The organism is Streptomyces sp. UC4497, assembly GCF_054871485.1.
This window is the reverse complement of sequence record NZ_JBTYHB010000002.1, coordinates 1-13,311: the sequence shown is the minus strand read 5'-3', so window position 1 is coordinate 13,311 and position 13,311 is coordinate 1. Positions and strand designations below refer to the sequence as shown.

At 71.1% G+C, this 13,311-nt stretch carries 10 protein-coding genes; 3 read left to right on the top strand and 7 right to left on the bottom strand.

What is annotated here, in order from left to right; genetic code table 11:
• Positions 1–30: 30 nt before the first annotated feature.
• The 4 genes from ACYSUO_RS02785 to ACYSUO_RS02770 all read right to left on the bottom strand — a co-directional run bounded on the left by ACYSUO_RS02785 (position 31) and on the right by ACYSUO_RS02770 (position 4,409).
• The gene (locus ACYSUO_RS02785) at positions 31–1,680 is read right to left on the bottom strand and encodes an EAL domain-containing protein (protein WP_461774387.1); all 1,650 of its coding nucleotides are present in this window, start codon (positions 1,678–1,680) and stop codon (positions 31–33) included.
• Positions 1,681–1,776: 96 nt separating this feature from the next.
• Complete coding sequence (locus tag ACYSUO_RS02780) at positions 1,777–2,967, bottom strand: lipid-transfer protein (protein ID WP_461774752.1); 1,191 nt, start codon at positions 2,965–2,967, stop codon at positions 1,777–1,779.
• Complete coding sequence (locus tag ACYSUO_RS02775; protein ID WP_461774386.1) at positions 2,964–3,422, bottom strand: Zn-ribbon domain-containing OB-fold protein; 459 nt, start codon at positions 3,420–3,422, stop codon at positions 2,964–2,966. Before ACYSUO_RS02775 ends, ACYSUO_RS02780 begins: the two co-directional genes overlap by 4 nt.
• A 177-nt stretch (positions 3,423–3,599) precedes the next feature.
• Positions 3,600–4,409 carry a M15 family metallopeptidase gene (locus ACYSUO_RS02770; RefSeq protein WP_461774385.1) on the bottom strand — a complete coding sequence of 270 codons (810 nt, stop codon included), beginning with the start codon at positions 4,407–4,409 and terminating at the stop codon, positions 3,600–3,602.
• Positions 4,410–4,480: 71 nt separating this feature from the next.
• On the opposite strand from ACYSUO_RS02770, the gene ACYSUO_RS02765 reads away from it, so the two are divergent.
• Positions 4,481–5,017 (top strand): NUDIX domain-containing protein, encoded by a 537-nt coding sequence (locus ACYSUO_RS02765; protein ID WP_461774384.1) that lies wholly within the window; start codon positions 4,481–4,483, stop codon positions 5,015–5,017.
• Between the two features lie 48 nt (positions 5,018–5,065).
• On the opposite strand, the gene ACYSUO_RS02760 is transcribed toward ACYSUO_RS02765, so the two are convergent.
• Positions 5,066–7,423: a glycoside hydrolase family 31 protein gene (locus ACYSUO_RS02760; protein WP_461774383.1), complete on the bottom strand. Its 2,358-nt coding sequence runs from the start codon at positions 7,421–7,423 to the stop codon at positions 5,066–5,068.
• A 217-nt stretch (positions 7,424–7,640) separates the two neighbouring features.
• Here ACYSUO_RS02760 and ACYSUO_RS02755 point away from each other — a divergent pair, with 217 nt between their 5' ends.
• Positions 7,641–9,614 (top strand): acetoacetate--CoA ligase, encoded by a 1,974-nt coding sequence (locus ACYSUO_RS02755; protein ID WP_461774382.1) that lies wholly within the window; start codon positions 7,641–7,643, stop codon positions 9,612–9,614.
• 101 nt (positions 9,615–9,715) lie between these two features.
• Positions 9,716–10,618, top strand: coding sequence for a hypothetical protein (locus ACYSUO_RS02750; protein WP_461774381.1), 903 nt, complete (start codon positions 9,716–9,718; stop codon positions 10,616–10,618).
• A 100-nt stretch (positions 10,619–10,718) separates the two neighbouring features.
• Here ACYSUO_RS02750 and ptsP read toward each other — a convergent pair whose 3' ends face one another.
• Positions 10,719–12,389 (bottom strand): phosphoenolpyruvate--protein phosphotransferase, encoded by a 1,671-nt coding sequence (gene ptsP / locus ACYSUO_RS02745; protein ID WP_461774380.1) that lies wholly within the window; start codon positions 12,387–12,389, stop codon positions 10,719–10,721.
• A gap of 74 nt (positions 12,390–12,463) precedes the next feature.
• Positions 12,464–12,913, bottom strand: a complete 450-nt coding sequence (locus tag ACYSUO_RS02740) for a PTS sugar transporter subunit IIA (protein ID WP_461774379.1) — start codon at positions 12,911–12,913, stop codon at positions 12,464–12,466.
• Between the last annotated feature and the right edge of the window lie 398 nt (positions 12,914–13,311).

Here is a 13,311-nt window from a genome sequence, read left to right as displayed (position 1 = left end):
CTGGAGCGTCAAGGTCGTGGACGGCAACGGTTAACCGGCGGTCGATGCTCCCCTCCGGTCGCACGCGCCGACCGCGGCGCGTGCGCCGCGGCGCACGTCGAAACCTTCGCGCCCCGCCTGACCGCAGACCCAACTCGCCCCGGAGAGCGCCTTAGCGGCCTTCTTGAGCGGGGCGAGCAGCGCGGCGGCCTGCCGGTGGTCGGGCACGCTGCCGGGCGGGCACACCACCGTGGCCAGCGACAGCGTCACCGCCCTGCCGCCCGCCGACCAGGGAGCGTCGAGCACGGCGGCCGCGAGCGGACCGAGCCGCTCCGGATCGGCCAGGACCAGGAAGTCGTCACCCCCGATGTGCCCCACTCGCACGCCGTCCGACTCCGTACGCGCGAGGGCGCGCCCCACCGAACGGATCAGCTCGTCGCCCGCCGCGAACCCCGCACCGTCGTTGACCTGCTTGAACCCGTCGATGTCCAGCCAGCTCAGGGCGAAGCCGCGGCCCTGCGCCACCCAGCGGTCCAGCTCGCCCGTCACGGCGTCCGAACCCGGCAGCCGCGTCAGCGGGTTGAGCCCGGCGGCCTCCTCGACCCGGCTCTCGGCGAGCGCCCGTACGAGATCGGTGAGGCGTACGACGCCGACGCAGCGCCCGCCGTTGTCCACCACGGCGACGTCGTCGGCGGTGCGGGCGTGCTCGCCGTCCGCGACCACGTCGAGCACCTCCCAGGCGGTCGCGGTGACGCCCACCGTGCGCGGCCGGTCGCCGAGCCGCGCGGCGGGCCGGTCGGCGTACAGCGCGTGCCCGTAGCGCGTCGACAGCGACAGCAGGAAGCGGTCCCGCTGCACCGACCGCACCGGCACCCCGGCGGCATCGACGAGCAGCACCCCGGACACCTCGGCCGCACCGGTGAGCCGGCGCCGCACCTGCTCCGCGGACGCCGAATCGGGCAGCAGCGCCGCGGGCCGCACGAAATCCCGTACCGGCGGCCCGGCCGGCCGCGACGAGCCGACGGCCAAGGGCAGTTCGGGCACGTACACCTCGGAGATCGGCAGCCGGGCCGCCGGCGCGAACAGATTGCCCTGCGCGAGCTGCGCCCCGGCATCCCGGGCCGCCATGCACTGGGTCTCGGTCTCCACGCCCTCGACCGCGAGCAGCGCGCCGATCTCCTCGCACAGCGTCCGCATGGCCCGCACCGTCGCCCCGCGCGACAGCAGCGAGGCGTCGAGCTTGATCAGGTCCGGCGCGAGATCGTCGAGCAGCCGCAGCGGTACGTCGCCGTCGCCCACACCGTCGGCACAGACCCGGAAGCCCTCCTTGCGCAGCACCGCGACGCCCTCCAGGAGCGCGCGGTGCGGCACGTGCGTGAACGGCGGCCCCACATCGACGGTCACCTCCCACGGCAGGCGTCCCGCATCCTGCACCGCGCGCCGCAGCGCATCAAGACCGCCCAGGTCGGCGAGCGTGCCCGCGAACACGTTCACGTGCAGCGGCAGCAGCGTCTCCCGGCGTGCGGCGTCGCGGATCGCCAACGCGGCGAGGTCGCCGTCGAGCTCGGGATCGCGATGCGCCCGCGCGAGCACATCTCCCGACTCGGGGCGGGCGAGTATCTCCAGAGCCGCGGCCGACCCCGTGGCCAGATTGACCACGGGCTGGAAGGCGAAGCGGAGGCTGTCCGGCCAGGTGTGCACGGCAGCATAATGGCGTCACACGGACACCACGAGGGCCGGTTCACGCGCTGTTCACGCAGCATTCCCGCACGGCCACGCAGCGTACGCACGCCGCGGTCAGCGCACCGCCACGACCGACGAACCGTGGCCGAACAGGCCCTGGTTGGCCGTGATCCCGGCCCGGGCCCCGGCCACCTGCCTGTCGCCCGCCGCACCCCGCAACTGCCACGTCAGCTCACAGACCTGGGCGATCGCCTGCGCCGGAACCGCCTCCCCGAAGGACGCGAGTCCACCGCTGCTGTTCACGGGTATTCGCCCTCCGGGAGCGGTCGCGCCGTCCCTGAGCAGCTTCGCGCCCTCACCCTCGCCGCACAGCCCGAGGTCCTCGTACCACTGCAACTCCAAGGCCGTGGACAGGTCGTAGACCTCCGCAAGCGACAGGTCCTCGGGGCCGATCCCGGCCTCTTCGTAGGCGGCGCGGGCGATCGAGGCACGGAACGTGGGGCCTTCGGACGCGACCCCGGCGGCCGAGTCCGTGGCGATGTCCGGGAGGTCGAGCACGGTGTTCGGGTACGTCGGAGTCACCGTCGACACGGCCCGTATGCGGACGGGATCCGCGGCTCCGTGCCGGCGTGCGAACTCCATGCTGGACAGCACGAGCGCCGCGCCGCCGTCCGACGTGGCGCAGATGTCGAGCAGCCGCAGCGGATCGGCGACCACGGCGGAGGCGGCCACCTCCTCGGGCGTCACCGTCTTGCGATAGCGCGCGTTCGGGTTCAGCGCGCCGGAGGCGGCGTTCTTCACCTTGACCTGGGCGAAGTCCTCGAGCGTGTCCCCGTGCACGGCCATGCGCCGGCGCGCGTACAGGCCGAAGTACGTCGGGTTGGTCGCCCCCAGTGCACGGAAGCGCAACCAGTCGGGGTCGTCGGGCCGATCGCCGCCGGCGGGCTTGAAGAACCCCTTGGGCGCGGCGTCGGCCCCCACCACCAGCACGACGTCCGCGAGCCCCGCAAGGATCTGTGCCCGCGCCGTGTTGACCGCCTGGGCCCCCGAGGCGCAGGCCGCGTAGACGCTGGCCACGCGCGCGCCCTGCCAGCCGAGGGCCTTCGCGAACGTCGCTCCCGCCACATAGCCGGGATAGCCGCCGCGCACCGTGTCCGCGCCGACGATCGAGCCCACGTCGCGCCAGTCGACCCCGGCGTCGGCGAGCGCGGCCCGCGCCGCTGCCACCCCGTACTCGACGAAGCTGCGCCCCCACTTCCCCCAGGGGTGCATGCCCGCGCCGAGAACCGCCACGTCCCCCGTCATGCCGCCACCCCCGTCGGCCGCCAGTGCCACGTCGTCCATGTCGTCCCGGTCTCGTCGTCCCCCTCCTCGTTGAGCACGCCTGGTACGACCTCCACCTCCATGCCGACCGCGAGATCGGCCACGGAGACGCCAGGAGCCCCCTGGCCGAGCACGACCAGTCGCTCCGTCTCCAGCTCCACAGCGATCAACGCGTAGGGCTGCCAGGGAAGTTCCCGATCCGACACGTACGGTTCCGGTGGCCGGTACCTCGCGTCCGTGTACGACCAGACGCGTCCGCGCCGCGACAGGGGCACTTCCGCAAGCTCGCCGCCCGCGCATGCGGGGTTGCGGCACGCCCCGTCCTCACGCGGAAAGAACACCGACGCGCACGCGGAGCAGCGCGTGCCCAGCAGGCGGAAGTCGTCCCCCTCTCCGCTGAACCAGTCGGCCACGACAGGTGTACGCGTACGCGCCACAGTTCCTCCCCGGCGATGAATCTGACGGAACGTCAGAAGTGTGCCATGGGGAGCCGAATGACGTCAGGGGGCCCGCAGAACCGCCCGCGTCCTACCGGCGTCTGTGACGGGTGAGGGGCGCGACGGGTGAGGGCGCGACCGGAATCCACGGGGGTGCTTCCGGTCGCGCCCGCCGCGTCATCGCCCCGTCAGCGAACGCCTGGAGACCGGGAAGTCGAAGTACGTGTCCGGGTAGAGCTCGGGCTTGTACGTGTAGTGCCACCACTCCTCAGGAAGATTGACGAACCCCTGCGCGCCGAGCGCGTTCCGCAACAGGTCCCGGTTGGCCCGTTGCACGCCCTGGACGCGCGGATCGTCCGTGTGGGCGAGCGTGTCGAAGCAGTCGAACCCGGTCCCCATGTCCAGCGAGTTGTCCGGGAAGCGCTCCGCCTTCGGCCCGTAGCAGGGCGTGAGCTTCTCTCCGGGAACGTACGGACGCGTGGGCAGTGCGGGCAGCTTCACGACGGTCAGATCCAGGGTGGAGCCACGGCTGTGGCCCGACTTCTCCGCGATGTAGCCGTCCGCGAACAGGCGCGTCTTGTCGACACGCGGATAGAACTCCGCCTTCATCTTCTGGTCGTCGAGATCCTTCGCCCAGCGGACGAAATGATCGACCGCGCGCTGCGGGCGGTAACAGTCGTACACCTTCAGGGAGTAGCCCTTCTTCAGGAGGCCGATCTGCGCCTTGTGGAGCGCCTGCGCGGCAGGTCTCGTCAGGAGGCACATCGGCTTCTTGTAGCCGTCGACCGGCTCACCCATGAAGTCGTGCTCCGTGTAGTAGCGCATTTCCTGGATGATCGTGGGGTCCACGTCATGGAGCGCCACGAAGTCCTTGGGTGCCTTCGGGTCGGGCGTCGCATGGGCAGCCGAAGGGGCGGCGGCCACGCCGAGCAGCGCGGCGGCGGCCAGGGCGGCGAGTTTCCGCAGGGCGGTGGAGGCTCGAGTCATGGATCAGCGTCTATCAGGAGCCGGGCCCACCGGGGAAGACCGCGGCCGAGTGATCGGATACAGTCCGCGCCGTGCCCGCATCAACCCACTCCACGCTCAACCCCGTTCCGGATTCCCACTGTTCGAGCTGTGGGACCGCCTACGGGGCCGAGGTGCACGGCTGGCCCCGCACCTGCCGGGCCTGTGACTCCGTCGCCTACCGCAACCCGCTCCCCGTGGCCGTCGCCCTGCAACCGGTGTACGACACGGTGGGCACCGCCCTCGTCGCGATCACGCGCACCATCACCCCCGCGCGCGGGGAGCCCGCTCTGCCCGGCGGCTTCATCGACGACCGGGAGGACTGGCGGCGAGCCGTCGTCCGCGAACTCCAGGAGGAGACGGGCATCGACGCCGCGGCGCGCGACGTACGCCTCGTGGACGCCATGAGCGCCCCGGACGGCCACCTCCTGCTCTTCGGCCTCCTGCCCGAACGCCCGGCGGGATTCCTGCCCACCAGCGCGCCCACGGACGAGACGGACGGCTGGCACCTCCTGCGCCGCCCGACCGAACTGGCGTTTCCGCTCCACACGTTGGCGGTGAAAGCCTGGTTCGAGGGCCGCTACCTGTAGGAGTCGGTTCCCTGTGAGCGTCCGGCGCCACCCCGCGCCGTAGGGCGCTCACAGGCCGCGCACACGCACCGGATACCGCGGTTCGACCTCGCCGTCCTCCCCGTCCCTCTCGACGACCACGCGCCCCTCGCCCCAGCGCACCCGGAACCGCTCGATCTCCGGCTCCTCCCAGCCGTCCCCGGTGTCCCGCGCCGCGTAACCGCCGCCCGTACGACCCGGCGCCGGCGCCCACGCCTCCAGGGCGACACCCCCGCCCGGATCGCTCACAGGAAGTACCGACCCGCCACGCGCGAGCACCGGAATACGCGACAAGGGGGCGTCCACCGTGACCTGCCCGGGCCCCTCGAAGACTCCGCCGGTCACCGTGTCGTACCAGCGCCCAGGCGGCAGCTGAACGGTGCGGCGGACGGCTCCCTGCTCCAGGACGGGCGCGACCAACAGGGAGTCACCCAACAAGAAGGCGTCCTCACAGTCACGCAAAGCGCGATCCTCCGGAGCACCCCACCACAGAGGCCGCACATACGGGGCGCCGGTGCGCCGGGCGAGATGCGCGAGGGTCATGAAGTACGGAAAGAGGCGACGCCGCTCCTCCAGCGCCACGTGCGCGTGCGCGAGCACCTCCTCGCCGAACATCCAGGGCTCGCGCCGCCCCGCCCGCAGCGCCGAATGCGTACGGAACAGCGGCATATGGGCGCCCAACTGGAACCAGCGCAGGAACAGTTCCGGTGACGGCTTCCCGTCGAACCCGCCCACATCAGGTCCGGAATACGGCACCCCGCACAAGCCCAGCCCCATGACCAACGAGAGCGAGGAGCGAAGGCCGGCCCACCCTGTGGCGATGTCACCGGACCACGTCCCTCCGTAGCGCTGCAGACCCACCCAGCCGGACCGCGAGAACAGGAAGGGTCGTTCCTGCGGCTGCAGTTCGCGCAGCCCCTCGTAGCCGGCCCGCGCCATGCACAGCGCGTACACGTTGTGCGCCTCCCGATGGTCGCCGCCCCGCCCCTCGACCGCGTGCCGGGACGAACGGGGGAGCGTGGGCTCACCGAAGGCGGCGAAGGACACCGGCTCGTTCAGGTCGTGCCAGAACCCCGAGAAACCCTGCTCGAGACGCTCCTCGTACAGGCCGCCCCACCACTTGCGCACCCGCTCCGCGGTGAAGTCCGGATACATCGACTCACCCGGCCACACGACCCCGCGCACGGGCCGGCCCGCCGCGTCCCGCACGAAGGCGTCGATCGCCTGCCCGCCGTCGTACAGGGCGTTGCCGCTCTGGGCCTTGACCGCAGGGTCGACGATCGACACCAGCCGGACACCCTCGCCGCGCAACTGTTCGGCCAGCCGGGGCAAGGACGGAAACCGCTCGCGATCGACGGTGAAGGCCTGTCCCGCCGTGAAGTGATCGATGTCCAGATGGACGGCCTCCAGGGGCAGATCGCGCTCCCTGTAGCCCGCGACGACCCGACGCACCTCCTGCTCGCTCCCGAACCCCCGACGCGCGTGCTGGTGGCCCAGCGCCCAACCCGGAGGCACGGCAGGAGCGCCGGTCAGCTGGGACCAGACGTGGAGCACGCGCGCGGGTGTACCCACCACCACCCAACAGCGCAACGGGCCGCCCTCCATGCGCAATTCGGACGTCCCGGCGTAGTCGTGCCCGGAGCCCGCGCCCTCGCTGCCCTCACGGAGACGGACGGTGCCGTCCCACGTGTTGTCGTGGAAGACCAGATGCGTGCCGGCATCCGCGACCACCACCTGCACCGGCATCGTGAGCGACAACGGATCGTCCTGCCGACCGAACGAACCGCCGGGATCCGTGTTCCACAACCGGTACGTCGCGTCACGCAGCCGCGGGCCCGACGCACGGCCTCCGAGGCCGAAGAAGCGCGCGTCGGCCGAGACCTCGCTCCGCTGCGCCCAGCGCGCCTCACCGCCACCCTCGGGCTCCCACCACCGGGGCGGCAGATCGCGGCGCAGCAACACCCCGCCCGGCGTACGCACCTCCACCGCGCCGTGCCGCGAGACCACCGCGGTCACCCGCTCGGAGACCACCCGCCAGCCGCCGTCCTTGTCCGGCTCGAGCACCGCCCGCGGGTCCGCCTCCGGGCAGTGCCCGGCCAACGCGTACGAAGGCTCGGGTTCGGCCCCGTCCCAGCCCCAGAAGAGGGCACCGCTCACGGTGACGACGATGCGCAACCGGGACCGCGTGAACCGCACCAGGCCACCACCCGGCTCGGGCGTCACACCCACCACCGAGCCCGGGACCCGGGCCCGCTCGCTTCCCCGCCGGGGCAGGCCGACGGAGTCCGCGCGACGGTGCCGCCACGACGCCCGAACGGAGCGCAGCCCATGGGCCGACCCCACGGAAGAAACCGCCTTCGCCAAGCGCACCAGGTCACGACCATCCATGCTGCTCACCCTGCCACCGAGGCGCACGCGCGCGTGCCGCGTTCAACTGTCGTTCATCCGTGGTGCCAGCACATCTTCACCGGGCCGACTATGTGGGATACACCCTGGTGTCGAAGTCGATCACGTGGCATCGTCCAGTGAGCCGCGTCAGGCGCACACACTCCGCGGAGCGCGCCGAGGACGCACACGCCGCGCACGCAATTCCTGGAGCCGCATCATGTCCACCGTGAACCCGTCACCGCTCTGGCAGCCCGATCGGCAGCAGATCGCCGACGCGCAGATCACACGGTTCCAGGCCTGGGCGGCCGCACACCACGGCGCTCCCGCCGACGGTGGCTACGAGGCGCTGCACCGCTGGTCGGTCACCGAACTCGAAACCTTCTGGAAGGCCGTCACCGAGTGGTTCGACGTGCGCTTCACGCACCCGTACACGCGCGTGCTCGGCAACCGCGACATGCCCGGCGCCGAGTGGTTCCCCGGTGCCACCGTCAACTACGCCGCGCACGCCCTGCGCACGGCGGACGACCCCACGCGCGCGGACACCCCCGCGATCCTCCACGTCGACGAGACACACGAACCCCGTCCCGTCACCTGGTCCGAGCTGCGCGGCCAGGTCGGCTCCCTGGCCGCGGAACTGCGCGCCCTCGGAGTACGCCCCGGCGACCGCGTCAGCGGCTATCTGCCGAACATCCCCGAGGCCGTCGCCGCCCTCCTCGCCACGGCGGCCGTCGGAGCCGTGTGGACGTCCTGCGCCCCCGACTTCGGCGCACGCAGCGTCCTGGACCGCTTCCAGCAGGTGGAGCCCGTCGTCCTGTTCACGGTCGACGGCTACCGCTACGGCGGCAAGGAGCACGACCGCCGCGACACCGTGCAGGAACTCCGCGACGAACTGCCGTCCCTGCGCGCGGTGGTGCACATCCCGCTCCTCGGGACCGAGGCACCCGAAGGCGCCCTGGAATGGTCGGCCCTCACCTCCGCGGACGTCACACCCGTCTACGAAGAAGTTCCCTTCGACCATCCCCTGTGGGTGCTCTACTCCTCCGGCACCACAGGCCTGCCCAAGGCCATCGTGCAGTCGCAGGGCGGCATCCTCGTCGAGCACCTCAAGCAGATCGGCCTGCACTGCGACCTCGGCCCCGACGACCGCTTCTTCTGGTACACGTCCACCGGCTGGATGATGTGGAACTTCCTCGTCGGCGGCCTGCTCACCGGCACCACGATCGTCACCTACGACGGCAGCCCCGGATACCCCGAGACCGGCGCCCAGTGGGCGATCGCCGAACGCACGGGCGCGACCCTCTTCGGCACCTCCGCCGCATACGTCATGGCCTGCCGCAAGGCCGACGTGCACCCCGCGCGCGACCACGACCTCTCCCGCGTCAAGTGCGTGGCCACCACAGGCTCCCCGCTCCCGCCGGACGGCTTCCGCTGGCTCCACGACGAGGTGCGGGACGACCTGTGGATTGCCTCCGTCAGCGGCGGCACCGACGTCTGCTCCTGCTTCGCCGGAGCCGTGCCGACGCTCCCCGTCCACATCGGCGAGCTCCAGGCGCCCAGCCTCGGCACGGACCTCCAGGCATGGGACCCGGCCGGCGAACCCCTGACCGACGAGGTCGGCGAACTGGTCGTCACCAACCCGATGCCGTCCATGCCGATCCGCTTCTGGAACGACCCCGACGGCACCAGGTACCACGACAGCTACTTCGACACCTACCCCGGAGTCTGGCGCCACGGCGACTGGATCACGCTGACCTCGCGCGGCTCCGTCGTCATCCACGGCCGCTCCGACTCCACCCTCAACCGCCAGGGCGTACGGATGGGATCGGCGGACATCTACGAGGCCGTGGAGCGCCTCCCCGAGATTCGCGAATCGCTCGTCATCGGCCTGGAACAGCCCGATGGCGGCTACTGGATGCCCCTCTTCGTCCACCTCGCGCCGGGTGCCGCCCTCGACGACGCGCTCCGCTCCCGCATCAAGCAGGTCATCCGCGAACAGCTCTCGCCGCGCCACGTGCCCGACGAGATCATCGAAGCCCCCGGCGTCCCGCACACCCTCACCGGCAAGCGCATCGAGGTGCCCGTCAAGCGCCTGCTCTCGGGCACGCCGCTGGAGAAGGCGGTCAACCCCGGCTCCATCGACAACCTCGAACTCCTCAAGTTCTACGAGGAGATCGCCCGCAAGCGAGCCTGACCGACCGCCCGAAACCGCAGGTGCGCCGTCACCGAACGTGGCGTTGTCAGTGCCCCCGATTACTCTGAGTGAGCATCGTTCAAGCGCACTCAGGGGGAATCATGGGGCACACTCAACACAGCCGGACGGCCGGCGCCCGGCGCGGCCTGCGCCGTGAAGTGGCGGGAACCATCGGCCTGTTGGCCGACGAGCAGGACTTCGAGGCGATGCGGCTCTACCGCAGCTTCACCTTCGACGACCACACGACGTACCTGCGCCAAGTGGAAGGACTGCTCAAATCCCAGGCCGCGGCCGGCGGGTACACCACGGTCACGCTCTTCGACCCGGCCGAGTTCACGGAATTCTGCCGGGCGGAGGGCCTCGACCCGGACAGCGCCACCAGCCGTACCCGATTCACCGCGGAACTCGCCGCGTCGGGCCCCGGGGTCCCCTACCAGGGACAGCCCATGGCCGACCTCGTCCCCGAACTCGTGGAAGAGGCCGTCCGCCAAGCGACCTGGGAGTTCGCGACATCCGTCCTGTCCCGGACAGGGGCCTGCGCGGTGTGCGGGCAGGACGTCGGACGCATGGCCTTCGCCAGGGCCTCCTACCTGGTCTCCCGAGTGATCGACGCGCTCGGCGAGGGAGCCCACCACTGGGTGTGCAGCGTGCTCACCGACAAGGAGTCCCTGCACGCCGTCCTGCACGTGGACGCCACGGAACCCGACACGGTCAAGGTCGATGAGTCGGCGGCCATGGAGGTCACGGCCGTACTGGCGCTGGCGATCGTCAGCCGGCGCGCCTGCGCGGTCATCGTGCGCAGCTCGGTCCCCGGCGAGGAAGACCGCGTCTGCGGCTGGCACCTGAAGGACGAGGGATTCCAACCGATCCCCGGGGGACGGGTCTTCGACGCCTACTGCACCGACGCGGACTCCGGAGACCTGTCCGCTCCCGAACCCGGAGTGAACTACTGCACCGCACCAGAAGTGGACGACGCGAAACCGGAAGGCAGGCACCTGCACTGATCGCTGCGAACCGCTGATCCCTGCGGACAAGCGCGAAGGGCGCCCCGCCAAAGGCGGAGCGCCCTCCCAAAGGCACCGATACGGCGCCGGTCGTGCTCGGTTACTCGCCGGACAGCACGGCCTGCGCGGCGTTGCGCGCTTCCTCCGCCGACTCCGCGGCACGAGCGGCAGCGGCCGCGCGCTCGCACTGGGCCAGCGTGTACTTGCCGAGCGTCGCCCGCACGTACGGAATCGAAGCGGCACCCATGGAGAGGGAGGTGACACCCAGACCGGTCAGGACGCACGCGAGCAGCGGGTCGGACGCGGCCTCACCGCAGACGCCGCAGCTCTTGCCCTCGGCCTTCGCCGCCTCGGCGGACAGCGAGACCAGGTCGAGCAGCGCGGGCTGCCACGGGTCCTGCAGACGCGACACGGCGCCGACCTGACGGTCCGCGGCGAACGTGTACTGGGCCAGGTCGTTGGTGCCGAGCGACAGGAACTCGACCTCCTGCAACACCGACCGGGCACGCAGCGCGGCGGACGGAATCTCCACCATCGCACCGAACTTCGCCTGCAGACCGGCCTCACGGCAGGCATCGGCGAACGCCTTGGCGTCGGCGCGGTCGGCCACCATCGGCGCCATGACCTCGAGGTAGACCGGGAGGCCCTCGGAAGCCTTCGCCAGCGCGGTCAGCTGCGTGCGCAGCACCTCCGGGTGGTCGAGCAGCGTCCGCAGACCGCGCACGCCCAGAGCCGGGTTGGGCTCGTCGCCGGGCGTCAGGAAGTCCAGGGGCTTGTCGGCACCGGCGTCCAGCACCCGCACCACGACACGGCCCTCGGGGAACGCCTCGAGCACCTGCCGGTACGCCTCGACCTGCTTCTCCTCGGACGGAGCGTTCTTGCTGTCGTCCAGGAAGAGGAACTCGGTACGGAAGAGACCGACACCCTCGGCACCCGCCTCGACCGCCGCGGGCACGTCCGCCGGGCCACCGATGTTGGCGAGCAGCGGCACCTTGTGCCCGTCCGAGGTGGCACCGGGACCGGTCGACGCGGCCAGCGCCGCCTTGCGCTCGGCGGCAGCGGCCTCCATCGCGGCCCGCTTCTCCGCGCTCGGGTCCACGAAGATCTCACCGGTGCTGCCGTCGACGGCGACCACGCTGCCCTCGGCGAGCTCACCCGCACCGGGAAGCGCCACCACGGCGGGCACGCCCAGGGCGCGGGCCAGGATCGCGCTGTGGCTGGTCGGTCCGCCCTCCTCGGTGACGAAACCGAGCACGAGCGCGGGGTCAAGCAGCGCGGTGTCCGCGGGCGCAAGGTCACGGGCGATGAGCACGTAGGGCTTGTCGCTGTCCGGAACACCGGGCATCGGCACGCCGAGGAGCCGGGCCACGATGCGGTTCCGTACGTCGTCGAGGTCCGCGACGCGGCCCGCCATGTACTCACCGGCACCGGCGAGGAGCTCGCGATAGTGCGAGAACGCGTCGTAGATGCCGCGCTCGGCCGTGCTCCCGACGGCGACACGACGGTCGACGTCGGCCATCAGCTCGGGGTCCTGGGCGATCATGGCCTGAGCCTCGAGCACCGCCTGGGCCTCGCCACCGGCCAGATTGCCGCGCGCCATCAGATCGGCAGCGACAGCTTCGACGGCCTGGCGGGCGCGCCCCTGTTCGCGCTCGGCATCCTCAGCCGGAATCTGCTTGGCCGGCGGCTCCAGCACCGCCGTCCCCATGTGCCGAACCTCGCCGATCGCCACACCGTGGCTCACGCCGACGCCTCGCAGCGTTGTCTCCATCTCACCCGTCTCCGATAGTGCGGCGAGCGCAGCCGCCGCGTTGATTTCTTGCCGACCGTCAGCGACGGAGTGCGTCACTTCCAGCCGAACAGCGCGTCGCCGGCCTTGATGTCCCCGTCCTCGACGACACCGGAAAGGGACTCGGCCGTGGCCTCGAGGGCGACGACCGGGCAGATCGGCGACTTGCCGGCGGCCTCGACGGCAGCCGGGTCCCAGCGGACCACGGACTGCCCGCGCCGCACAGTGTCGCCCTTGTTGACGAGCAGCTCGAAGCCCTCGCCATTGAGCTGGACGGTGTCGATGCCCAGGTGCGTCAGCACACCATGGCCTTCCTCATCCACGACGACGAAGGCGTGCGGGTGAAGGGACACCACGATGCCGTCCACCGGGGCCACGGCGTCGGAGGCCTCGCGCACGGGGTCAATGGCGGAGCCGGGGCCGACCATCGCACCGGAGAACACCGGGTCAGGAACGGCGGAGAGCCCGATGGCGCGTCCGGTGAGCGGGGACGTCACACTGGTCATGGCAAGCCTCCCAAGGGGGCGGAGATTCAGGGTCGCCGTCACTGCCTGTCCTGGACGGCGTGCTGTTCAGAAGCGTAAGTCATAAAAAGTCCCGGTTCCCTACGAGAGGTACCGGTTGGCGGACGTAGAGGCCGCGGGCAAACGATTTGCGTCGAAGCTCGGGCCCGTTGTACTGTCGTACACCTGCCAGGGAGGCAAGCGACGCCATCGAGCGTCCAACACCTCGGCAGCATCTATCAAGTCCTAAGTCGCAATGCGAACTGTATTTCTGCATGTCTGCAGATGCATGGCAAGCGGGTCGAAAAAAGACTGATAGTGTTTGACCTCGCCGAAAGGGCCGCGAAAGGGGAGCTCCTATAAGGCGGACGTCAATCCGAGGAAATCGGCCGGTGAAACGG

Coding starts and splice junctions, on each gene's coding strand:
- ACYSUO_RS02770 (WP_461774385.1), bottom strand. CDS start 4,409: ATGACTCGAGCCTCCACCGCCCTGCGGAAACTCGCCGCCCTGGCCGCC.
- ACYSUO_RS02750 (WP_461774381.1), top strand. CDS start 9,716: ATGGGGCACACTCAACACAGCCGGACGGCCGGCGCCCGGCGCGGCCTG.
- ptsP (WP_461774380.1), bottom strand. CDS start 12,389: ATGGAGACAACGCTGCGAGGCGTCGGCGTGAGCCACGGTGTGGCGATC.
- ACYSUO_RS02755 (WP_461774382.1), top strand. CDS start 7,641: ATGTCCACCGTGAACCCGTCACCGCTCTGGCAGCCCGATCGGCAGCAG.
- ACYSUO_RS02740 (WP_461774379.1), bottom strand. CDS start 12,913: ATGACCAGTGTGACGTCCCCGCTCACCGGACGCGCCATCGGGCTCTCC.
- ACYSUO_RS02760 (WP_461774383.1), bottom strand. CDS start 7,423: ATGGATGGTCGTGACCTGGTGCGCTTGGCGAAGGCGGTTTCTTCCGTG.
- ACYSUO_RS02780 (WP_461774752.1), bottom strand. CDS start 2,967: ATGACGGGGGACGTGGCGGTTCTCGGCGCGGGCATGCACCCCTGGGGG.